The sequence below is a fragment of the Sphingobium sp. FW306-1B-F04DB genome, from assembly GCF_058781925.1.
This window is the reverse complement of sequence record NZ_JBYSXE010000001.1, coordinates 164087-184647: the sequence shown is the minus strand read 5'-3', so window position 1 is coordinate 184647 and position 20561 is coordinate 164087. Positions and strand designations below refer to the sequence as shown.

The 20561-nt window shown below is 63.1% G+C and carries 24 protein-coding genes; 7 read left to right on the top strand and 17 right to left on the bottom strand.

The window, feature by feature from the left end; translation table 11 throughout:
• The first annotated feature begins 53 nt into the window (after positions 1 to 53).
• Positions 54 to 419 carry an NTP transferase domain-containing protein gene (locus tag AC3WJD_RS00880; protein ID WP_492743646.1) on the top strand — a complete coding sequence of 122 codons (366 nt, stop codon included), beginning with the start codon at positions 54 to 56 and terminating at the stop codon, positions 417 to 419.
• Here AC3WJD_RS00880 and AC3WJD_RS00875 read toward each other — a convergent pair.
• On the bottom strand, positions 343 to 1293 hold the full coding sequence (locus AC3WJD_RS00875; protein WP_492743644.1) for a LysR family transcriptional regulator: 951 nt from the start codon (positions 1291 to 1293) through the stop codon (positions 343 to 345). The two genes, AC3WJD_RS00880 and AC3WJD_RS00875, sit on opposite strands and share 77 nt — an antisense overlap.
• Here AC3WJD_RS00875 and AC3WJD_RS00870 point away from each other — a divergent pair.
• The gene (locus AC3WJD_RS00870; RefSeq protein ID WP_492743642.1) at positions 1193 to 2077 is read left to right on the top strand and encodes a DsbA family oxidoreductase; all 885 of its coding nucleotides are present in this window, start codon (positions 1193 to 1195) and stop codon (positions 2075 to 2077) included. The genes AC3WJD_RS00875 and AC3WJD_RS00870 overlap by 101 nt on opposite strands.
• Positions 2074 to 3237, top strand: a complete 1164-nt coding sequence (locus tag AC3WJD_RS00865; RefSeq protein WP_492743640.1) for an FAD binding domain-containing protein — start codon at positions 2074 to 2076, stop codon at positions 3235 to 3237. The genes AC3WJD_RS00870 and AC3WJD_RS00865 overlap by 4 nt, the downstream gene beginning before the upstream one ends.
• 66 nt (positions 3238 to 3303) lie before the next feature.
• Here the strand turns inward: AC3WJD_RS00865 and AC3WJD_RS00860 are convergent, their stop codons facing one another.
• The 4 genes from AC3WJD_RS00860 to AC3WJD_RS00845 are packed head-to-tail and all read right to left on the bottom strand — an operon-like array spanning position 3304 to position 7191.
• Positions 3304 to 4197, bottom strand: a complete 894-nt coding sequence (locus AC3WJD_RS00860) for an NAD-dependent epimerase/dehydratase family protein (protein WP_492743638.1) — start codon at positions 4195 to 4197, stop codon at positions 3304 to 3306.
• Positions 4194 to 5309, bottom strand: a complete 1116-nt coding sequence (locus AC3WJD_RS00855) for an alkene reductase (RefSeq protein WP_492743636.1) — start codon at positions 5307 to 5309, stop codon at positions 4194 to 4196. The genes AC3WJD_RS00860 and AC3WJD_RS00855 overlap by 4 nt, the downstream gene beginning before the upstream one ends.
• 28 nt (positions 5310 to 5337) lie before the next feature.
• Positions 5338 to 6165: an aldo/keto reductase gene (locus AC3WJD_RS00850; protein WP_492743634.1), complete on the bottom strand. Its 828-nt coding sequence runs from the start codon at positions 6163 to 6165 to the stop codon at positions 5338 to 5340.
• A 33-nt stretch (positions 6166 to 6198) separates the two neighbouring features.
• The gene (locus AC3WJD_RS00845; RefSeq protein WP_492743632.1) at positions 6199 to 7191 is read right to left on the bottom strand and encodes a TIGR03571 family LLM class oxidoreductase; all 993 of its coding nucleotides are present in this window, start codon (positions 7189 to 7191) and stop codon (positions 6199 to 6201) included.
• Positions 7192 to 7329: 138 nt separating this feature from the next.
• Here AC3WJD_RS00845 and AC3WJD_RS00840 point away from each other — a divergent pair, with 138 nt between their 5' ends.
• Positions 7330 to 8235, top strand: coding sequence for a LysR family transcriptional regulator (locus AC3WJD_RS00840; protein WP_492743630.1), 906 nt, complete (start codon positions 7330 to 7332; stop codon positions 8233 to 8235).
• Between the two features lie 6 nt (positions 8236 to 8241).
• On the opposite strand, the gene AC3WJD_RS00835 is transcribed toward AC3WJD_RS00840, so the two are convergent.
• From AC3WJD_RS00835 to AC3WJD_RS00795, 9 genes are all read right to left on the bottom strand, one after another.
• The gene (locus tag AC3WJD_RS00835) at positions 8242 to 8655 is read right to left on the bottom strand and encodes an SRPBCC family protein (RefSeq protein ID WP_492743628.1); all 414 of its coding nucleotides are present in this window, start codon (positions 8653 to 8655) and stop codon (positions 8242 to 8244) included.
• Positions 8652 to 9662 (bottom strand): aldo/keto reductase, encoded by a 1011-nt coding sequence (locus AC3WJD_RS00830; protein ID WP_492743626.1) that lies wholly within the window; start codon positions 9660 to 9662, stop codon positions 8652 to 8654. Before AC3WJD_RS00830 ends, AC3WJD_RS00835 begins: the two co-directional genes overlap by 4 nt.
• Positions 9663 to 9732: 70 nt before the next feature.
• Complete coding sequence (locus AC3WJD_RS00825; protein ID WP_492743624.1) at positions 9733 to 10671, bottom strand: cyclase family protein; 939 nt, start codon at positions 10669 to 10671, stop codon at positions 9733 to 9735.
• A gap of 332 nt (positions 10672 to 11003) precedes the next feature.
• The gene (locus AC3WJD_RS00820; RefSeq protein WP_492743622.1) at positions 11004 to 11264 is read right to left on the bottom strand and encodes a LysR family transcriptional regulator; all 261 of its coding nucleotides are present in this window, start codon (positions 11262 to 11264) and stop codon (positions 11004 to 11006) included.
• A 75-nt stretch (positions 11265 to 11339) separates the two neighbouring features.
• Positions 11340 to 12638 carry an Nramp family divalent metal transporter gene (locus AC3WJD_RS00815; RefSeq protein WP_492743620.1) on the bottom strand — a complete coding sequence of 433 codons (1299 nt, stop codon included), beginning with the start codon at positions 12636 to 12638 and terminating at the stop codon, positions 11340 to 11342.
• An 18-nt stretch (positions 12639 to 12656) separates the two neighbouring features.
• Positions 12657 to 12830, bottom strand: a complete 174-nt coding sequence (locus AC3WJD_RS00810; RefSeq protein WP_492743618.1) for a hypothetical protein — start codon at positions 12828 to 12830, stop codon at positions 12657 to 12659.
• 41 nt (positions 12831 to 12871) lie between these two features.
• A complete protein-coding gene (locus AC3WJD_RS00805) occupies positions 12872 to 13927 on the bottom strand; it encodes an L-dopachrome tautomerase-related protein (protein ID WP_492743616.1) in 1056 nt (351 codons plus the stop codon).
• Complete coding sequence (locus AC3WJD_RS00800; protein ID WP_492743614.1) at positions 13924 to 14364, bottom strand: cupin domain-containing protein; 441 nt, start codon at positions 14362 to 14364, stop codon at positions 13924 to 13926. Before AC3WJD_RS00800 ends, AC3WJD_RS00805 begins: the two co-directional genes overlap by 4 nt.
• A gap of 130 nt (positions 14365 to 14494) precedes the next feature.
• A complete protein-coding gene (locus tag AC3WJD_RS00795; RefSeq protein ID WP_492743612.1) occupies positions 14495 to 15040 on the bottom strand; it encodes an FUSC family protein in 546 nt (181 codons plus the stop codon).
• 183 nt (positions 15041 to 15223) lie between these two features.
• Between AC3WJD_RS00795 and AC3WJD_RS00790 the strand changes: the two genes are divergently transcribed.
• The 3 genes from AC3WJD_RS00790 (at position 15224) to gloA2 (ending at position 18476) form a co-directional block, all read left to right on the top strand.
• On the top strand, positions 15224 to 16348 hold the full coding sequence (locus AC3WJD_RS00790; RefSeq protein WP_492743611.1) for a zinc-dependent alcohol dehydrogenase family protein: 1125 nt from the start codon (positions 15224 to 15226) through the stop codon (positions 16346 to 16348).
• Positions 16349 to 16363: 15 nt separating this feature from the next.
• Positions 16364 to 17842: an NAD-dependent succinate-semialdehyde dehydrogenase gene (locus AC3WJD_RS00785; RefSeq protein WP_492743609.1), complete on the top strand. Its 1479-nt coding sequence runs from the start codon at positions 16364 to 16366 to the stop codon at positions 17840 to 17842.
• A gap of 253 nt (positions 17843 to 18095) precedes the next feature.
• The gene (gene gloA2, locus AC3WJD_RS00780; protein ID WP_492743607.1) at positions 18096 to 18476 is read left to right on the top strand and encodes an SMU1112c/YaeR family gloxylase I-like metalloprotein; all 381 of its coding nucleotides are present in this window, start codon (positions 18096 to 18098) and stop codon (positions 18474 to 18476) included.
• 82 nt (positions 18477 to 18558) lie between these two features.
• Here gloA2 and AC3WJD_RS00775 read toward each other — a convergent pair whose 3' ends face one another.
• The 3 genes from AC3WJD_RS00775 to AC3WJD_RS00765 all read right to left on the bottom strand — a co-directional run bounded on the left by AC3WJD_RS00775 (position 18559) and on the right by AC3WJD_RS00765 (position 20551).
• Positions 18559 to 19347, bottom strand: coding sequence for an SDR family oxidoreductase (locus tag AC3WJD_RS00775; protein ID WP_492743605.1), 789 nt, complete (start codon positions 19345 to 19347; stop codon positions 18559 to 18561).
• A 93-nt stretch (positions 19348 to 19440) separates the two neighbouring features.
• The gene (locus AC3WJD_RS00770) at positions 19441 to 19914 is read right to left on the bottom strand and encodes a MaoC family dehydratase (protein WP_492743603.1); all 474 of its coding nucleotides are present in this window, start codon (positions 19912 to 19914) and stop codon (positions 19441 to 19443) included.
• Between the two features lie 10 nt (positions 19915 to 19924).
• A complete protein-coding gene (locus tag AC3WJD_RS00765) occupies positions 19925 to 20551 on the bottom strand; it encodes a hydrolase (RefSeq protein WP_492743601.1) in 627 nt (208 codons plus the stop codon).
• Positions 20552 to 20561 lie beyond the last annotated feature (10 nt).

The window sequence follows — 20561 nt, the reverse complement described above, 5'->3', positions numbered from 1 at the left end:
GGCGCAAAGATAAGAGCTCGCCGCGCGACGCCTGGCCTCTTCGAGATAATGGGATGAGGACCGCGGTCATCCTGCTTGCCGCGGGACGTTCAACGCGCTTCGGTGTTGCGGACAAGCTTTCGGCGCCCTTGGGATCATTACCCCTCGGCCGGCACGCCGCACATACGCTGATGGCGCTCTCCCTCGATCTTCGTTTTGTAGTGACGGGGCCGACTAAGATGGAGTGGCCGGGCTTCTGCCGTGTGAACAATGAAGCGCCTGAGCGCGGCCTGTCTCATTCGATCGCGCCGGGGGCGTCGACTTCGATACGCCCGACGAATGGGAGCGCGCCGCCCGCGAACTTCAGACGATCGCTTCGCTCGGCTCGCGCCGGTCCCAATAAGGCGGAGTGCCGAAGCTCGCCTCGAGGAAGTCGATAAATGCGCGCAGCTTCGCCGATGTGCGCCGGTCGGACTGATAGACCGCATATATGCCGGCGTCGGGCGAAACGGCTGCCTTCCCGATATTCGCTTCCCAGCCCGTCAGGAGCGGGCGAAGCGTGCCGGCTGCGATATCTGGTCCAACAAGCCAGCTTGGCATCAGCAGAAGCCCCAGGCCAGCAAGTGCCACTTCGCGCAATGTTTCCGAATGATTGGCACGCAGCTTGCCGCGGACCCGGACGAGTTCGTCCTTGCCATCGCGCGAGAAGCGCCAGGTACGGTCGCCGCTCGCATAGGAGAAAGTGAGGCAATCGTGCGCCGCCAGATCAGAGGGGCAAAGGGGCTCGCCGCGTTCCTCAAGATAGGCGGGGCTTGCGCACAGAATCCGCCGGTGCGGCGCCAGCCGCCGTGCGATCAGGCTTGAGGATTCGAGGCTTCCAAGGCGTATCGCGACATCGATGCGGTCCTCGACCAGGTTAACGACCTCGTCGGTCATGACCATCTCAAGCTCGACCTCCGGACAGGCCCGCAGGAACGCCGGGACGACCGGCGCGACATGCAGTCTTGCGAACGCAACGGGCAGGCTTACGCGGAGCAGGCCTCGCGGCGTCCCCTCGCGCTCGGAGACGCTGCGATTAGCCTCCTCAAGATCGGCCACGATACGGGCTGCCTGAACATAATAATTCTCGCCCGCGGGCGTCAGCGTCACGCTGCGTGTCGATCGATTGAAGAGAACGGCGGTAAGATGTTCCTCAAGTGCATCGACCTGGCGCGTGAGCGAGGATGTCGCGACGCCCGCCTTGCGCGCGGCCGGCGCAAAGCCGCCTTCATCCGCGACGGAGAGAAATGCCTTCAGGGAAGCGAATACGTCCATCGTTCACCGTTGCGCGTTACGCAACGCAGATACCATTCTTCATTCTATTATCAAAGTTTTCCGTCTGACCCATCTTCACCCTCAATTATGGAGATCGGTCATGAATCTACCTGTCAAAATCACCGTCACTTCGGATTTCATCTGCCCCTGGTGCTATATCGGCGAGCAGCGGCTGGCCCGGGCGATCGAAGGGCTGCCCGCCGGCATTGATGCCGAGATCCTTTGGCTTCCCTTCGAACTGAACCCGGACATGCCGGCAGGCGGCATGGACCGAAAGACGTATCGATCAGGCAAGTTCGGCAGTTGGGAGCGATCGCTGGCGCTCGACGCAGGAACCGTCGCTGCCGGCGCAGCCGACAGCATCCCCTTCGCCTATGCGGCAATTACGCGGACGCCCAACACCCGTCGTGCGCATCGGCTCTCGCTGCTCGCTCACCGAGCCGGCAAGCAGTCCGATTATGCGGCCGCAGTCCTTCGAGCCTATTTCGCGGAAGGCAAGGACATTGGCGATAGCGATGTCCTTGCCGATATCGCGGCCGGCGTCGGCCTGAACCGTGAAGAGGTTCTGGCCTTTCTCGAAGGCGATGAGGGCGCGATGGATATCCGGGCGCTCGAACTGTTCAGCCAGGATCGCGGCATTCGCAGCGTACCCCATATCCAGATCGGCGAAACCACGTTGAGCGGCGCTCAGCCGGTCGACACGATCCGCGGTGCGATCATCGATGAAGCAGCGCGCGCGCCGGCGGCAGCTCAGACGGACACATTGAAAGGAGTTGCGTCATGAACTCAGCTTCGCCCAAACCCAGGGCGCTGGTCATCGGCGGATCGCTCGCCGGCCTCTTCACGGCCAACCTGTTGCTCCGCACTGGCTGGGATGTCGAGGTCTTCGAACGCTCTCCCCACGATCTCGACAGCCGAGGTGGCGGAATCGTCCTCCAGCCCGACGTGGTCGAGGTCATCCGCCGCACCGGCGTGGAGATGGCGGCCGGCCTCGGCGTTCGCTCGCGCTTCCGGACAGTGTTCCGGCCTGACGGATCGATCCAGTCGAAGGAATTGTCACCCCAGACGCAGACGTCCTGGTCGCTCATATATTCGACCCTTCGATCCGCCTTCCCTGAAGAACGATATCATCAGGGGAAGGTGTTGGTTGAGCTTAGACAGGATCGGGCGACAAAGACCGTTTCAGCGCTCTTTGCCGACGGAACGACGGCGACCGGCGATCTCTTGATCGGGGCCGATGGGAGCAACTCCACGGTTCGCGGCCTGGTCTGGCCGCAGGCCAACCCCCTATATGCCGGCTATCTCGCCTGGCGCGGCCTGATACCGGAAGACGCGATGCCTGCACTGTCTCGCGAGATGCTGCATGGCGATTTTGGCTTCGCCAATAACCGCGGATCGCACATCCTCGGCTATCTTGTTCCCGGTATCGCCAATGACATGCGTGCAGGGCACCGGCTCTACAACTGGGTATGGTATCGCGTCGCCGAAGAGACGCTGCTGAACGACATCCTGATCGACCGCGACGGCCAGAAGCGGACGTCCGCAGTTCCCGAAGGCATGCTGGCAGACCGGTGGCTTCCGATCCTGCACGCCGAGGCGGATGCTTTGCTTCCCGGCCCGTTCCGCGAGGCGGTCAAGGCTACGCAGGAACCCTTTGTGCAGATCATCCGGGATCTGGCTTCAGACCATATGGTCGATGGCCGCGTCATCATGCTTGGCGATGCGGCGGCCATCCCCCGGCCGCACACCGCCGCCAGCTCCTCCAAGGCGGCCGCAAACGCGCTGGCGCTCGCAGATGCGCTCGCGTCCAGCGCGGACATCGACACAGCGCTTGAGCAGTGGGAACCATCGCAGGTCGAACTCGGGAAAGCGCTTCTGCGGCAGGGTTCGCAAACGGGCGACTATCTGCTCTTCAGAAAGCCGCCCGTGGCGCAGGTTGGCTGAGCCGCCCATGCCCCTCGTGGGGTGAAAGGACGCGGCGTCCTCAGGTTGCCGCGTCCGTTGAGGCCGCTATTTCTCCAGCTCGTTCTCGACCCAGTCGATGACGCTGGTGCGCTGGGGCGCCCATCCCAGCTCGGAACGCGCCTTGTCCGCGCGAACCCGGCTGTTTGAGCCGAGCGCGAAGACGGCGAGTTCCCTGCCCCATTTGGCCACCGCGTCTTCCGCGGGCCAACTCTGCGCGTCGCCGAGGCCGAGCGCCTTGGCGATTGCGCGGACGAGATCACCAAACGCGGCTTCGCCATTTTCGACATAATAGAAGCTGCCTGCGGGCGCCTTGTCGAGGGCAAGCAGATAGAGATCGGCCATGTCGGCGATATGGACGTTCGACCAGATGTTGAGGCCGCGGCCGATATAGCGGGCGATCCCGCTTTCCTTCGCCTGTGCGACCAGCGGCGGAATCTGAACGCTCTGCGCCGGGGCGCCAAGGGTGTGGCCATAGATCAGGCTGTTGCAAAGAACGATGGTCCGCACGCCCGGTGCCGCATCCATGATCAGCTTGTTGAGCGCGACGCGGTGCTCCTTGTCGGGCTCGGGCTTGACCGGCGTGTCCTCGGTGAAGATCGCGTCCGACGGTTCGCCCATGGCTTCGTCGCCGACCAGGCTCGTGCCGCTGGTGTGAATGAAGGGCTTGCCCGATCCGGCGAGGCCGGCAAGCAGCGCCTCGACCGCGCCCTGATGATCGCTGTCGGCGGTGTTGATGACGGCATCGGCCGCCTCCGCTTCGGCGGTCAGCAATTCGGCGTCGTCGAGCGTCCCGATCACGGGCTCGATGCCCTTGGCCCGAACGCCATCCGTTTTCGACGCGGTGCGAACGAGGCCGCGGACTTCATGCCCCTTGCTGGCGAGCAGCGCGGCGACCGAGCCGCCGATATAGCCGCTCGCACCGGTTACGAAGATCTTCATGCGCTCACTCCTGCAGCAGAATATTCGGGAAAGTCGGTGTAGCCGCGGGCACCGCCGCCATAATGGATCGCGTGGTCGGACCGCTCGATCGGCCAGCGATTGCGCAGCCTCGCCACCAGATCGGGATTGGCGATGAACGGCTCGCCGAACGCCGCGATATCGATGGTCCCGGCGTCGATCATCGCCTCGGCGCGCTCGCGCGTCATGCCGCCTGCAAGGATCAGGGGGCCCTTGAAGTGCGTACGAAACTTCGCGAGGAAGTCGGCCGGGGTCCCCGAGCTTCCACGCGTCGACTGGTCCATCAGATGGACATAGGCGATGCCGCGACGCGAGAATTCGTCGGCGAGATAGAGGTAGGTTTCCTCGATCTCGGGATAAGCGGGGTTGTCGAAAAGCTGGCCATAGGGCGACAGGCGAACCGCCGTACGCTCGGCGCCGATCGCGGCAATGACCGCATCGAGCGTCTCGAGAAGGAAGCGGCTGCGGCCTTCGAGCGTGTCGCCGCGATAGGCATCGGTGCGATCGTTGACGTTCGGATTGAGGAACTGCTCGATCAGATAGCCATTGGCGCCATGCAGTTCGATGCCGTCGAAACCGGCCTCGATCGCGTTGCGCGCGGCCCGAACGAAGTCTTCGGTTACGCCGCGGACCTCCTCGGTGGTGAGCGCACGGGGCTTGGACACATCGACCAGCGCCGCCGTGCCGTCGTCGCGAAGGCCGAACGCCTGCGAGTCCGCCGCGATGCGCGCGGTCGAGCTCACCGGCGCAGCGCGACCGGGCTGGGTCGAGACATGGCTCACCCGGCCGACGTGCCAGAGCTGGGTGAAGATGACGCCGCCGCGATCATGCACTGCCTTTGTGACCGGCTTCCATGCCTCGACCTGCTCGGCGGTCCAGAGGCCCGGCACGTCGAGATAGCCGATTGCGCTCGGCGAGATGGCAGTGCCTTCGGTCACGATCAGGCCGGTCTCGGCGCGCTGGCTATAGTAGAGCGGCGCGAGATCGGACGGGATATTGCCAGGCCGGGCTCGCGAGCGCGTCAGCGGGGCCATGGCGATACGATTGGCGAGTTCGTGCCCGCCCATCGCAAAGCGTTCGAATAATCTGCTCATTATGAATGTCTTTCCTTCAAGAATTGCTTCAGCGATCCCAGACCGGCGCGAGGCCTTCCGGGCTGACGATCCGGCCATCGGGCCGTGCAAAGGCATGGAGCGCGGCCATGTCGGCTGCTTCGAGCGTGAAATCGAAGATCGCGAAATTCTCCGCCACGCGCGCGACATTGGCGGTCTTGGAAAGCGCGATCACGCCATCCTGCTGGACAAGCCAGCGCAGCACGACCTGAGCGGGCGTCTTGCCATATTTGGCGGCGATCGCCTGGATCGCGGGGTCGGTGATGACCTTGCCGTCGGCCATGCCGTAATAGGCGGTGAGCGCGATCCCGGCCTTGCGGGCAGCTGCATGGAGTGCGGACTGGTCGATATAGGGATGGATCTCGACCTGGTTGGTCACGACCGGCGCCTTGCTCAGGCGCGCGGATTCATCCATCTGCGCGATATTCTGGTTGCTGACGCCGATATGACGGGTCTTGCCGGCCTCCTTGACGGCGTTCAGCATCTCGATCTGCGCTGCTACGGGCACCTTGTCGCCGGGCCAGTGGATCAGCAGCAGATCGACCTGATCGACCTGCAACTTCTCGAGGCTTTCGTCGACCGAAGCGGCGAACTTGTCCGGCGCATAATTGTCGACCCAGACCTTGGTCGTGAGGAAAAGCTCGTCGCGCTTTACGCCGGCCTTGGCGAGCGCGCGCCCGAGGGCGGTTTCATTCGCATAGATCTGCGCGGTGTCGAAATGGCGGAAGCCGACCGAAAGCGCCTCGGGGACGATGCGCTCGACTTCCTCGTCGGACATGCGGAACACACCAAAACCGAGTGCCGGTATCGAGGCGCCATGGGCCTTTACATTAAACATGGATTCTACTCCTTCTACGAGAGGGGATGCTGCTCAGGCGGCAGCGCGGATGGGACGGACATTGATCCGAGGGAGGACCTCGCCTGCCAGCTCGTCGAGAACGTCGTCGACCGGCCGCCCGGAACGGCGCAGCAGGACGGCGAGGTGATCCACGCCGAATTGCTGGAGCTGCTCCAGATGGTCGATAAGGGCATTGCGACCGACGCGTCCGCCGAAGCGGAACGGCTGCAGCGGCGTCTTCGGATCATCGGCAAGATCGAGATGGAAAGCGGTGATGAAGGCACCGCCCCTCCCCTTCGCCGCCTTCCAGGCCGAGGCCTGCTGGGCAAGGCGATCGAGCGAGCCCGGATAGACGAAGCGGCCGTCCATGTTCGCCGAGATCCAGTCGTCGCTTTGCTGGGCCTGGCCCGCCACCACCATGGGAATGGTGGACCGGACCGGCCTTGGCAGCAGGTCGAGGGCGGGATCGCGCATGTCCGGGCCCACGGGCAGGCCGCCGGGCGTCCAGGCAGTGCGCATATAGGCAATGGCTTCACGAAAGCGCTCGCCCCGGGACTCGAAATCGAGGCCCAGCAGCGGATACTCGACCGGCCGGTCACCCGAGGCCACGCCCAGGATCAAGCGCCCGCCCGACAGCACGTCGACGCTGGCTGCTGCCTTGGCGATCATCATCGGGTGACGGATGGGCAGCACGACGGCGGCGGTACCGAGCGCGACATTCTTCGTGATCCCGGCCAGAAAGCCCAGATGCGCGAACACGTCATAGACCGAGCCGGCGTCGCCCATCCGGACGCTGTCGAAAACGGGAACGTCACGCATCCAAACGGCCGCAAATCCCTGCGCGTCAACCTTGCGCACGAGCTCGACATGGCGCGTCAGGTCCGGCACGCCGCCCGGGCGGCCATCGGCGATCCGACGGGCTTCGCCCGCAGGCGACCAGTCATTGTCCAGCGGCAACTCGATCCCCAGCGTGATCTGGCCGGGGATACGTACCCTGTCGAGCGAGGAGGAGGCGGAACCAGTCATCATCTATTCCTGTGCCGCGGCGTCGATGCCGCTCTGGATTGCTAGATGACCGTTCGGACACGCCTTGATAATTGGCTCGCGCTCCACATAATCTTGGAGGCAAATTCACAGATCAGCTGATTCACAGATAGGAACTTCATGGACAATCGCGCTGGCGAAATGCAGGTGTTCGTCAGGGTCGTAGAGGCCGGCAGCTTTTCCGAAGCGGCAAGGCAGCTCTTGATGACGCCATCGACGGTGAGCAAGCTCATCGGCCGCATGGAGGATCGGCTGGGCGTGCGGCTGGTCGAACGATCGACCCGGCGGCTGTCGCTGACCGACGAAGGGCGGCTCTTCTATGAACGCAGCGGCGCCCTTCTTGCCGATCTCGACGATATCGAGCGCGAAATTAGCCGGGGTGCGGGCGGAGCGGGAGGAACGGTGCGCGTCAACGCATCCGTGGCATTCGGCGTGCTGGGGATCGAGCCCCATCTGCCCGACTTCTGGCGGACCTATCCGAACGTCGTCGTCGATCTGTCACTGTCCGACGAGATCGTCGACCTCTATCTCGACCGGACCGACATCGCGTTCCGGGTGGGAGCGCTCACCGACAGCAACCTGCTCGCCCGCAAGATCGGCGTCGCAAGCCGGAGGATCGTCGCCTCGCCTGCCTATCTCGAAGCGCATGGTGTTCCGGTCGCGATTGAGGACCTCGACCACCATAATTGCCTGGGATTCAATTTCAGGCGGGCCGCCCCCGTGTGGCCGCTCCGGGAAGCCGGGCGGATCGTCGACCGCATGGTCGGTGGCAATCTTCTCGCCAATAATGGCGAAACCGTCCGGAGGCTGGCGCTGGCCGGCATGGGGCTGGCGCGCCTTGGGGATTTTCACGTTCGCGAGGATATCGCCGAGGGACGGCTGGTTGAAGTCCTTGGGGATGCAGGACATGGCGACGAGGAAGAGGTTCACGCGCTTTACCTTGGCGGTCAGCGGATGCCACAGCGTATTCGCCTCTTCCTCGATTTCATGGTGCCGCGCCTCCAGGCCTTCATGCGCGGCGACTGAAGCGGCTCAACCTTCGACCAGCGCCTTCAGGGCGTGGAGACCAACGCTGTAGATGCCCTCGAAATGCGCGATCGCGTCGGCCTCGCTTACGGAAACCGGGGTGAAGCGCGACGCCCAGAAGACCTCGCAGCGGTGCTCATCCAGTACCGACACGCGCATTTCGGAAACATAGTCGGTCACGGGATCGGGCGCTTCGAGGTGGCTGTAGCTGAACCTGCGTTCGGCTTCGTCGAAGCTCAGCAGGCGCTCGACGATCAGCGCGCCGCCGACCGCTTCGAGACGGCGAACGCGCCCGCCGTCCTCGAGTTTGCTCGTGCGGATCAGGTTCAGCCACTGCGGCAGATTGTCGAAGCCGCCGATGATGGCCCAGACCTTGTCTGCGGATGCGCCGATTTCAATGCTCGTTGAAACCTCGGTCATGCTGCTGTCCTTGCTTCTATTGGAAGTGGGGCGTCGCTTGAGACAAATGCCTTGTCGCGCAGGTCCTGCCAGAAGACGTCCGGGATCGGCGCTTCGGCCAGTCTCAGATTCTCGGCGCTGCGTCCCGGACGGCTCGCACCGGGGATGATGGCGGCAACCGCTGGATGGGCCAGGCTGAACTGGAGCGCGGCTGCGCGTAGATCGACATCGTGGCGCTTTGCGATCTCTCGCAGGCCATCGACGCGGGCACGGATTTCCGGCGAGGCGACCTGATATTCATAGTGATTCCCGCCAGCCAGAATGCCCGAATTATAGGGACCGCCGACCACGATCCCGAGACCGCGTTGTTGGGCCTCCGGCATAAGCTGGGCAAGCGCACCCCGATGATCGAGCAGCGTGTAGCGGCCGGCAATGAGGAAACCGTCGGGATCGCTGCGTTCGATCGCGATCTCGCAAGGCTCGACCCGGTTGACGCCAAGCCCCCATCCCTTGATGACACCTTGCTCGCGCATCTCGATCAGCGCGGCCGCGGCACCCGATAGTGCGGTATCGAGAACTTCGCGCCAGCTATCGCCATGGAAATCCCTGGCAGGATCATGGATCCAGACATAGTCGAGGCGGTCGGTGCCGAGGCGTTCGAGGCTCTGCTCGATCGCGCGCTTCGCGCCATCGGCCGAATAGTCATAGACGATCCGGTTGGGCAGCCCGTGCTCGAAGAGGCCGCCCTTCTCGCCGAGATCCCTGTCGCTCGTCTCGATCTCGTCGAGGATGATGCGGCCGACCTTGGCGCTTAGTACATAGTCGTCGCGCCGATAGCCGGCGAGCGCCTTGCCGAGACGCAGTTCCGACAGGCCCGCACCATAGAGTGCTGCGGTATCGTAATAACGGATGCCGGCATCCCAGGCATCGTGGACCGAGCCCAGTGCTTCGTCCTCGGGAATGTTGCGAAACATGTTGCCAAGCGGCGCGCCGCCAAAGCCCTGGCGGGAGGGCAGGTTGATACGCATGATCGATCCTTGTTCAAAAAATTGGGCGGCCGGGCCCTGGGGTGGGGGAGAGCGCCCGGCCCCCTGCCGGTCAGCGGATCGCGACCGGATTGACGTTGACCTGGGTCGAGCCCTTGTAGAGCGGCTGACCAAGGACGAAGAGGAATTCCCATGCCTTGTCCCGGACAAGTGCACGGCTGTCGATCAGCTCGAGATTGTAGATGCCCTTCTTCGCGAGCATGAACTGGTTGACCGGGAAATCACGGCCGTCCTTCGAGGGATAGATTTCGGATGCCCAGGTATCGCCGCCGAACGCGATGATGCCCTTGTCGGCGAGCCACTCTGCCGCTTCCATGCCGATGCCGGGCTCGACGCCGAGGAACTTGTCATTGTCCTTGCCGATGAGCTCGAGCCAGCCGGTGTTGAAGAGCACGACATCACCCTTTTGAATGGTGATGCCCTGCATCTTGAGTACCTTCTCGATGTCGGCGACGCTGAACTCGGTCTTCTCGGGGATGACCGGGCCACCGTATAGTGCGGTCATGTCGAGCACGACGCCGCGGGCAACGATCGGCGGCACCTTCTCGATGCCAAGCTTGGTGACACCCTCGACCGTTACGAAGTCGGGCGCCTTGTTGCCGTTATAATAGACATGGTCGATGCCGATATGGCCGATGCCGTTGAGTTGGGTACCGACGCCGGTCCAGCCCACGACGAGTTCGTCGTTGAAGGTGAATTTGTTGGGCCCCATCGTGGCGCCGCCCGCCTCGCCCGGCTGGACATTGGTGAGCTGGAAACTGCGATGACGAAAGGCGGGGAGATTCTTGTCGATGGGAACGGCCAGCGGATAGGTCTTGCCGGTCTTCACCAGTTTCACAGCCTTAAGGACGGATTCGGGCGTCACCAGATTGGCGGCGCCGATTTCATCGTTCGGGCCATAGGCAGAAGGTGGAACCTCCTGCGCCTGGATCGGTACGGATGCGGCGCTCAGGCCGAGCGCAAGCAGCGCGCCAAAATCACGAATGCGCATGATCTAACTCCTGCGGGCTTCATGTTGAAGCAGTGAACTCGTGGGTCGGAGATAGAGGCAAGCCGCCTGCGGGATAATTCACTCGCTGCTCCCAGCTTCTGGGAACGAATTTCACAAGCGGCCGGCACGTCAATGGTTGGTCAGTACGACCAGGGCGCCTCAGTTTCGCGAACGGAACGAAACGCTAGCTTCCACTCTGGCAGTAGTAGCAGCCAAGAACTCGCGCGCAATGTGGGGCTCGGCGACCTCGTAAACCGGCGCCGTTGCGGGCTTCCGTGCCATTCGAACACCTTCTAACAATCGGCATCCGGCAAGGCGCTAGTTCCCCGCGGTCAGTCACTCGATTGAAGATCGAGCGCGCCGCGCGCGATATTCCGTTCGACTTCGTCAATGTCGGCCAGGATCCGCACGACCCGATGATAGAATGTTCTTCCGTCATAGGTCAGTTCGTTCTGTCGGGTCGTGCGCTCGAACAATGTCGTCCCGAGCCGCGTTTCAAGACCGGCGATAGAGCGACTGACGGCAGACGGCGTCATCCCGAGTTCTCTCGCTGCGTCGGAGAAGGTTCCGCAATCGGCCACCTTCACGAACACCTTGAGCTCGCCAAATCGATTGACCGTTCGTCTCGACATAATAGCTCTTTCAATGTTGGAACCGCCGGCGCCAGTTCACCGCAGGGATGAGGTCAAAAGGTGGAGATTGGCCAGGCAGATGACGGCGAAGACCAGCCACGCGACCGCGATTATCGGGCGCGACGCCGTGAGTTCGCCCATGTAGCGCTTCGAGCCGACAAAGCGGATCAATGGATAGATGGCGAACGGCAGCTGGATCGAAAGCACCACCTGCGAGAGGATCAGCAGGTTTCCGGCGGAACCTTCGCCAAGGAGAATGACGCCAGCCAAAGCACACAGGATCGCAAGGCCACGGGTGAGGAAACGCTGCTGCCAGACAGCTCTCCTTTCCTCGAAGAAACCAGACAGGATGGCCTGTCCGGCTATCGAGCCCGTGAAGGTCGAGCTGTGCCCGGCTGCGAGTAGTGCTACCGCAAACAGGATGCTGGCAGTACCCGATCCGGTGAGGGGCGCGAGGAGCTCGTGGGCTTGTTCGATGCTCGCCCCCATCGCACCTGTACCATGGAAGATGGAGGCGGCGACGATGAGGATGGACGCGTTGATGAAGGCCGCGAGGCTCAGCGAGACGACCGTGTCGGCGGTTCCGGCCTTGATGCGGGTGGCGCTCGCCTTCCCCTTTCCGGGCATCAGCGCTGAATGAAGGTAGAGATTGTGCGGCATCACGGTGGCGCCAAGAATGCCGATGCCGATGTAGACGGCTGCCGGCTCGGCCAGAAGATCGGTAGAGGGCCAAAGCCCTTTGGCGATAGAAGCCGGATCGGGTTTCACCATGAGCAGTTCGATCGCGAAACAGGCCGCGATTGTCGCGACGAGAGCGATGATGATGGCTGAAATGCTCGGAACCCCTCTCCCCTTGAGGTTGAGGATGAGAAAGGTGTCGAGACCGGTGACGAGGATGCCGACCGCAAGCGGGAATCCGAACAGGAGCTTGAAGGCCAGCGCCGCGCCGAGAACCTCAGCGACATTGGTCGCGACGATCGCGCCAAGAGCGAGAATCCCGAGCGCTGTTCCGGCACGTCCCCGGTAGTGCTCGCGCGACAGCTGCGCGAGATCCCGGCCCGACACGATACCAAGACGCATTGCCAGCGTCTGCAAAAGCATGGCGGCGAGGCTGGCGAGCACGACGACGAATAACAGCCCATAGCCAAAGCGGGCGCCTGCCTCGATGTCGGTCGCCCAATTGCCAGGGTCCATATAGCCGACAGCGACAATCAAGCCGGGCCCGAAGAGCCTGGAGACACTGGCGTGTGGCCGCCCCACCACTGACAAAGAATCCGCCTGCTCCGCCGATCTTGCAGGAGAAGCGCCAGAAGCGTCGGCGACCTCGATGGACATCCGCATGTTCCTTGAATTTCACTCGCCGCCGGCGGGAGCAAAAAATAGCGGACGAGCCTTGCGGGCTGCGACGAACCCGATTGTGAAGACGGCTATGCCGGCGATTGTCAGTGCTCTGCCCGCCTCGCCTTCAGCGAGACGGCCGAGCCCGAGCGCGGCTGCCGCAATGCCCTGCAGGGCAAAGAGCAGCACGCACTCTCTCGCACAGCGTTCAGAGAGGACGCTGCTGCGCATCATCCGACCTCGCGGACCGTCATGGGTGCATCGACCCGCAGGCGCAGCACATGGTAGGGCGGCTTGCTGTCATCCGCGCCACCGTTCAGGACCGGCAGACGGTGCAACTGATTGGCGGTGATGTAGAGCCAGCGCCCTTCGGCATCGAGTTCGACGCCGTCTGGCCAGGCCAGCCTGTCCCGATCCTGGGCGAGGATCGTATAGCCCTCGGGCGAAGCCTTGCCGATCGCGTAATTCGCAACGTCGGTGACATAGACATTGCCCGCCGCATCGACGTCAAAGCCATCGCAGTGCGGCTTCTCGCACCAGAATTGGAGGCCTTGCGACAGGACGGACGCATCACTCTCATGCGCAAGCAGGGCGGCATCGATCCGATGGACCGCGCGGCCCGACATGGCACCGGTATAGACCCAGCGACCGAGCGGATCGATCGCGATCGGATTGAAGCCATAGCTATATGCGGCGGGCCGCCCGCCCTCGACAGGCCTGGCGAGCGGCTTTCCGTCGATCGCCACGGGCTCGCCGCTCGGGCGTAGCGCAGGATGGTTTTCCAGAACGCGGCGGGCAATGCCGCTATCCATGTCCACCACGATGATCGCGGGATAGTCGCTGACGCCCTGGTCATTGAGCGTCATGTCGGCGATGTAGATACGGCGCCGTCTGGCATCGATCACGAAATCCTGGGTAAACGAGCTCGGCCGCAGCACATTCTGAGGCAGCACGATGGTCCGGTGGTGCCTGTTGCCCCTGTCGTTCCATGCGACCAGCTTGGGCTGGTGACCCGCATCGCCGAGATCGAGGATCCAGACGATATCATTGGCATCGGCGCGGATACCGATGACGCCGGCAAGGCCGCGGCCATCAGGGCCGGGCTTTCCGGCCCATTCGGCGCTGGGGTATGGCGCATGGATGCCGTCGGAGCCGATCGCGCGAACGGCATATTCGGGCTGGATGATGGCGGAGATCGAAACGATCACGCGGCCATCGCGCATCACGGTCGGGTTGCCCGGGCGTTCTTTCTCGAAGAGCGCCAGCGTTTCGAGGGCGGCGCTCATTTGCGGGCCTGCACGAAGCTTTCGGGCGTACCGTCCTCGGGATTGACGAAGATGATGTCGCTCGGGTCGCGGCGCGGCGTATCGACCGAAACCATGAACAGGGGATGCTCGAGAATTTCGGGCATGCCGTGGACGGTGAACTTCTTGAAGAAGAGCATCTCGCCCGGGCCGACCTCGAACGGCTCGCGATCGCCCATGAAGAAGGTCGCGCGGCCCGAGAGCACGATCAGATATTCATCGCACGTCGCGTGATAGTGCGCCGGGGTCGGCTTGTAGACGCGGAACACGCGCGCACTGGCCTCGTCCTCGTCGGTCAGGCGCTGGTCGACCAGCAGCGTGTCGGAGGTTTCGGGGAAGGTCTTGACGATCGCATTGAGGTCGAAGGATGCGTGCGGCGCCGCCTCCACGAGCTTCTTGCGCTCGGATTGCTCGCTCATCGGAATTTCTCCTGTCGGTTCTACGCCGGAAGATCGGCGCCGACAGGAAACCTATGGACTTGGCGAAGCCGTGAGTATTGGCTGCAGGTTATCAAGATTTGAGAAGCAAAGGCACAGATGGCCAGCCCTCCTAACGGCGGATCGTCATCCAGCGGCGCAGCAGCTGGAACTCCGCAGCCGACACGAGCGTAGCGACGATCGCGCCCAGCGCGACCTCGCAAAAGCGGGCAAAGCCCGTTCCCCAGATGCCGGTGTCGGGCGTCTGGCTCAACAGCGTGATCGAGGCGGTCCATAGGCCCACGCGCCATTCCGGCCTGAACGAGACGATGGCGGCGGTCACGCCGGTGACGATGGCGAGGTCCGCCACCGGCGAAAGCGAGAAAGGACTGAGGACGATACTGCCCAGAATCGCGAGCACCGTGCCAACCACCGTTCCGAAAATCCGGCTCCTGCATTCGGCGAAGGTGTCGCCCCAGCTGTCGCGCGCCGTGATCAGCGCCGAGACGGGCGCCCATAACGGCTGCTGCAATCCCAGAAGCAGCGCGATGCTGTAGGCGAGCGAGGCCGACATGGCTGAGCGGGCGGCGCAAAGCGGCGCGACGGCTGCATTCAGCGTGCGCAACCGGTCGAGTGCCAGCCGCCTGTGGGCTGGCGGGATATCGGGCAGTTTTATCATGTCAGCGCTCGTCGAGGTGGCGATGGAATCGAATATTGAGCGCCAGATAGGCGGTCCCGCACGATTTCGTTTGCGAATTGGCTTCCAAAGACTTGGGCGCACGCGATGCCTACCCGGCGAGACGCGCATGGCCGCATATCGACCGGCAAGAACGATTGCCCAAAGTCCGAAAGGAATCCGACGATGCAGATAAAAGCGGCCGTGCTGCGGCATATGAACCTTCCCGGCCCCTATGCCGAGAGCAAGCCGATCACGATCGAGACGCTCAAGCTGGCGCCCCCCGGCCCAGGTGAGGTTCTCGTCCGCATCGGTTCGGCGGGGCTTTGTCATTCGGACCTGTCGGTGATCAACGGCAACCGCCCCCGGCCGATGCCGATGGCGCTGGGGCATGAGGCGGCCGGCGTCGTCGAGCAGTTGGGTGACGGCGTGTCGGATCTGGAGATCGGCGACCATGTCGTCATGGTCTTCATGCCGAGCTGCGGCCACTGTGTCCCCTGCGCGGAAGGGCGCCCTGCCCTGTGCGAACCGGGTGCGGCCGCCAATGGTGCGGGAACGCTCATGGGTGGAAGCATCCGTCTCCACGACCATGACGGTGACGTCCATCACCATCTCGGCGTGTCGGCCTTTGCCGATCACGCGGTCGTCTCGCGCAATTCGCTGGTCAAGATCGACAAGGAACTACCGTTCGTCGAAGCCGCGCTGTTCGGTTGCGCGGTGCTGACCGGTGTCGGCGCGGTGGTGAATACCGCGCGCCTGCATGCCGGCGCGACGGCCGCGGTCATCGGCTTAGGGGGCGTGGGACTTGCCGCAGTGATGGGCGCGCATGCCGCGGGCGCGAGCCGGATCATCGCCGTCGATCTCAGCCCTGAAAAGCTCGCGCTCGCCAAAGAAGTCGGCGCCACTCATGTCGTCAACGCCCGCGATCCCGATGCGGTAGAGCAGGTGCGCGCGCTCACCAATGGCGGTGCGGACTATGTGTTCGAATTTGCCGGCGCGATCCGCGCGCTCGACAATGCCGTTCAGATGACCCGCCGCGGCGGCACGACAGTGACCGCCGGCCTGCCGCCGCCCGATGCAACGCTCCCCGTCAATGTCGTCCAGCTGGTCGGCGAAGAGCGCTCGCTCAAGGGCAGCTATATCGGCACCTGCGTGCCGGTGCGCGACATCCCGCGCTTCATCGAACTCTACCGCGATGGCCGCCTGCCGGTGAACAAGTTGCTGAGCGCGAGGCTCAAGCTCGAGGACATCAACGAAGCCTTCGACCGCCTCCATGACGGCAGCGCGGTACGCCAGGTCATCGAATTCTAAAGAAAGGACAAAGTCATGGCCGACCAGGCTTTCATTTCGACACTCAAGGATCCCTCGCTGTTCCGCGAAGCCAATTATATCGATGGCGAATGGATCGGGATCGGCGATGGACCAAGCATCGCCGTCACGAACCCATCGACAGGCGCGATCCTCGGGCATGTGCCTTCGCTCGGCGCCGAAGAGACAAAGCGAGCGATCGCGGCGGCGAAGAAGGCGCAGCCTGGCTGGCGTGCGCTGACGGCGAAGCAGCGTGCGGTCAAGCTGCGCCTGCTGTTCGATCTGATGATGGAGAATCAAGAGGATCTCGCCCGGATCATGACCGCCGAGCAAGGCAAGCCCATTGCGGAAAGCCGCAGCGAAATCGCCTATGCGGCAAGCTTCATCGAATGGTTCGCCGAAGAGGGCAAGCGCGTCTATGGCGACACCATTCCCGAGCATCTCCCGGGACGCCGGATCATCGTCCAGAAGGAACCGATCGGCGTCTTTGCCGCAATCACGCCGTGGAATTTTCCGGCGGCGATGATCACCCGCAAGGCGGGGCCCGGCTGGGGCGCCGGTTGCACAGGGATCCTTCGCCCGGCAAGCCAGACTCCCTTTTCGGCCATCGCCATCGGCGTTCTGGCGGAGCGTGCTGGTCTGCCGGCGGGCGTGTGCAATGTCATCACCGGGCCGGGCAGCGCGATCGGCGGCGAACTGACCTCCAGCCCGGATGTGCGCAAGCTCAGCTTTACCGGGTCGACCGAAGTCGGTGCGACCCTGCTGGCGCAGTGTGCGCCGACGATCAAGAAGACGAGCATGGAACTGGGTGGCAATGCGCCCTTCATCGTGTTCGACGACGCCGATCTCGATGCAGCCGTGCAAGGCGCACTTGCCTCCAAATATCGCAATGCGGGTCAAACCTGCGTTTGCGCCAACCGGCTCCTCGTGCAGGACGGCGTCTATGATGCGTTCGCCGCGAAGCTCAAAGCCGCGGTCGAGGCGATGAAGGTGGGCGATGGCTTCGAGGACGGGGTCGTGATCGGTCCGCTGATCGATGAAGCCGCGGTCGAAAAGGCCGAGGATCATGTCGCCGACGCGGTGGCTCACGGGGCGAGCGTGGTTACCGGCGGTTCGCGCCATCCGCTGGGCGGTAATTTCTTCGCGCCGACGGTCCTTGCGGACGTGCCGCGCGACGCGAAGATCTTTCGCGAGGAGACATTTGCACCCGTTGCTCCCCTGTTTCGCTTCAACACCGAAGCCGAAGCGATCGAAATGGCGAATGACACCGAGTTCGGTCTCGCCTCCTATTTCTACAGTCGGGACGTCGGCCGCATCATGCGGGTCGCCGAAGGCCTGGAATATGGCATCGTCGGCATCAACGAAGGGCTGATCTCCACCGAGGTCGCACCGTTCGGCGGCGTGAAAGCATCCGGTCTTGGCCGGGAAGGCTCGAAATATGGCATCGAGGACTATCTGGAGATCAAGTATCTCTGCCTGGGCGGCCTGGACGCCTGAACCCAAGGCGCGATCAATCTCGTCGAACCTCTGATGAGGAGCATTCACCCGGAACCGTTCAGCCAGGCTGTCCATGGTTCCGGGTGCTCCGGCCGATGCCGCGGACGGGTGATGTGACGAAATTCTGGTTGGCTCCAGCCATTTCAGCCCCAGGATTGACGCTGGCGGGCCGGGACATCGGCATCGGGGCAAGCGCCATAGCTAGCCGACGTGACCACCCGCCCTTGCGAGTTTGAGCAAAAGGTGAAGCCTGATGCATTGTATTCACCATATTGCGCTCATCTGCTCGGACTATGCGCGGTCAAAGCACTTCTACGCCGAAATTCTCGGCCTCAAGATCTTGCGCGAAACCTATCGCGAAGAACGCAATTCCTGGAAATGCGACCTCGACGCTGGAAATGCGCAGATCGAACTCTTCTCTTTCCCGTCACCACCGCCGCGGGTGTCCCAACCGGAAGCCTGCGGTTTGCGCCATCTCGCCTTCGCCGTAACCGACCTCGCAGCGGAATTGGACAGACTGAAACAATATGGCGTGAGTGCCGAGCCGATTCGCCGCGACGAGCAAACCGGCAAGCTGTTCACCTTCTTCGCCGATCCAGACGGTCTGCCCCTCGAACTCTACGAAGTGAGGTGACCCAAGCAATCGTTTGTCCAGAATTCAAAGCGAGCGGCCTTCCAGGTGCAAGGGGATCAAACCGCCCCTTCCCCTTCGACATTCAGAATGTGCCGGGATAGCTTCCACCATCCAGCAGCAGATTCTGCCCGGTCAGATAGCCTGCATGGTCGCTGCAAAGAAAGGCGCAGAAGGCGCCAAACTCTTCGATTGTGCCGAAGCGACCCGCAGGTATAGCCCCACGCCGCCGATCGGCAATCACAGCTGGCGATGTCGACGACGCGGTTGCCGAGGCTTCGATCGTCTTATGCAGCCTGTCTGTATCGAACGCTCCCGGAAGCAGATTGTTGATCGTGACGTTTCGCGCAGCCAGCCTCTGCTGCCGCGCCAAGCCTGCAACAAAGCCGGTGAGGCCGCTGCGGGCGCCATTCGACAGTCCCAGAACATCAATTGGCGCCTTCACCGCGCCTGAAGTGATGTTGACGATCCGACCAAAACCGCGCTCGGCCATTGCGTCGGCGACCGCGCGGATCAGTGCAATCGGCGTCAGCATGTTGGCGTCGAGCGCGGCATACCAATCAGCCGGCTCCCAATCCCTGAAATCGCCCGGGGGCGGCCCGCCGGCATTGTTGACGAGAATATCGATCTGCGGACAGGCTGACAGCAAGGCTTCGCGCGTCTGCGACAGCGTAACGTCTCCCGCCACGGCGCACACTTCAACCGACGGGTATGCCCGCTGCAGATCTTCCGCTGTGGCAGCAAGGGCATCGCCTCCACGCGCGTTCAGGACGAGATTGACGCCTTCGCGCGCCAGCGCCGCCGCGCAGCCTTTACCGAGCCCCTTGCTGGAGGCGCATACGAGTGCCCAGCGGCCTGCTATTCCCATATCCATTGCCTGGCTCCATTCAAGGGGTGCTATCGCCCCATGTCGTAGTGGGAAGCGTGGGCATTTGACCGTCAGGTGCCATCCAGAGATCGAAAATGCTCAGGCCGTGCGCAGGAGATAGCGGTGCTGGCCCGACAGGACGAGTTCTCCGTTCTGGTTGTGGACGGTCACATTGGTGGTGACCTCGCCTTTGCCGCCCAGCGGCCTTAGGGCAGCAATTTCCAGCGCGGGATAGAGCGTATCGCCGGCATGGACCTCCTTCAAGAATTTCGCGGAGAGGCCTGTGAAGGCGATGAAGATAGACCCGAAATTATGCGGTAGCAGGGTTGCGCCCGGCGCAGTGAAGGCAAGAACCTGCAGCCCATGGACGACCGGGGCCGAATGGCCGAAACGCCTCGCATATTGGGCATCATAGTGGATCGGGTGATTGTCGCACGAAACCGTCTGGAACGCTGACGCATGCGCGTCGGTCAGGGTCCTGCTCGGCGCCCGGAAGATTTCACCGACCTTGAGTTGGTCGAAGCTACGTTCGGGCACGACGTGCCAATCATTTGCATCGAAGGCGAAGGGCATGAAATCGTCCTCAGGCGGGGTGGATCATGTCGCGGGCATAGTCGAGGCCGATGCCATAGCCGCCCCCATGATCGACCACGATCGCGCGCGCCGCTTCATAGGTATCGTGACGCGTCCAGTCGCGCTGCAGTTCAAGAAGGAACTGCAGCCAGGATGTCATCACGGCACCGGCCATTTCCATGCGCCGGAGCGCTGCATCATGGCTCGCTGGCGTCAGTCCGCCACATGCATCGGCGACGACATGCACGTCATATCCTTCGGTCAGAGCCGAGAGAACGGGGAAGCTTACACAGGCTTCCGTGAGCAGTCCGGCAATGACAAGCGTCCGGCGCCCTGTGGAAATGATGGCGTCCCGGGCGGCCTCATCCTCCCACAGGTTCATGTTCCTGCGTTCGATCGGCACGACATCGGAAAGCACGGCGCGCAGCGGGGGCATGAGAGGGCCGCTGTAAACCTTGGACGCGGACGTGCTGACGACAATCGGAATGTCGAAGGCCAGCGCGGTTCGGGCGAGTGCGACGGCGTTGCCACGAAGCGTCTGGCGATCGGCCGAGCCTGCGGCGAAGGCGAGTCCGGCCTGTTCATCGACCAGGATGATGACACAGTCTGATGGGGTCAGAAGCGAATTGGCTGGCATCGGCACGGTC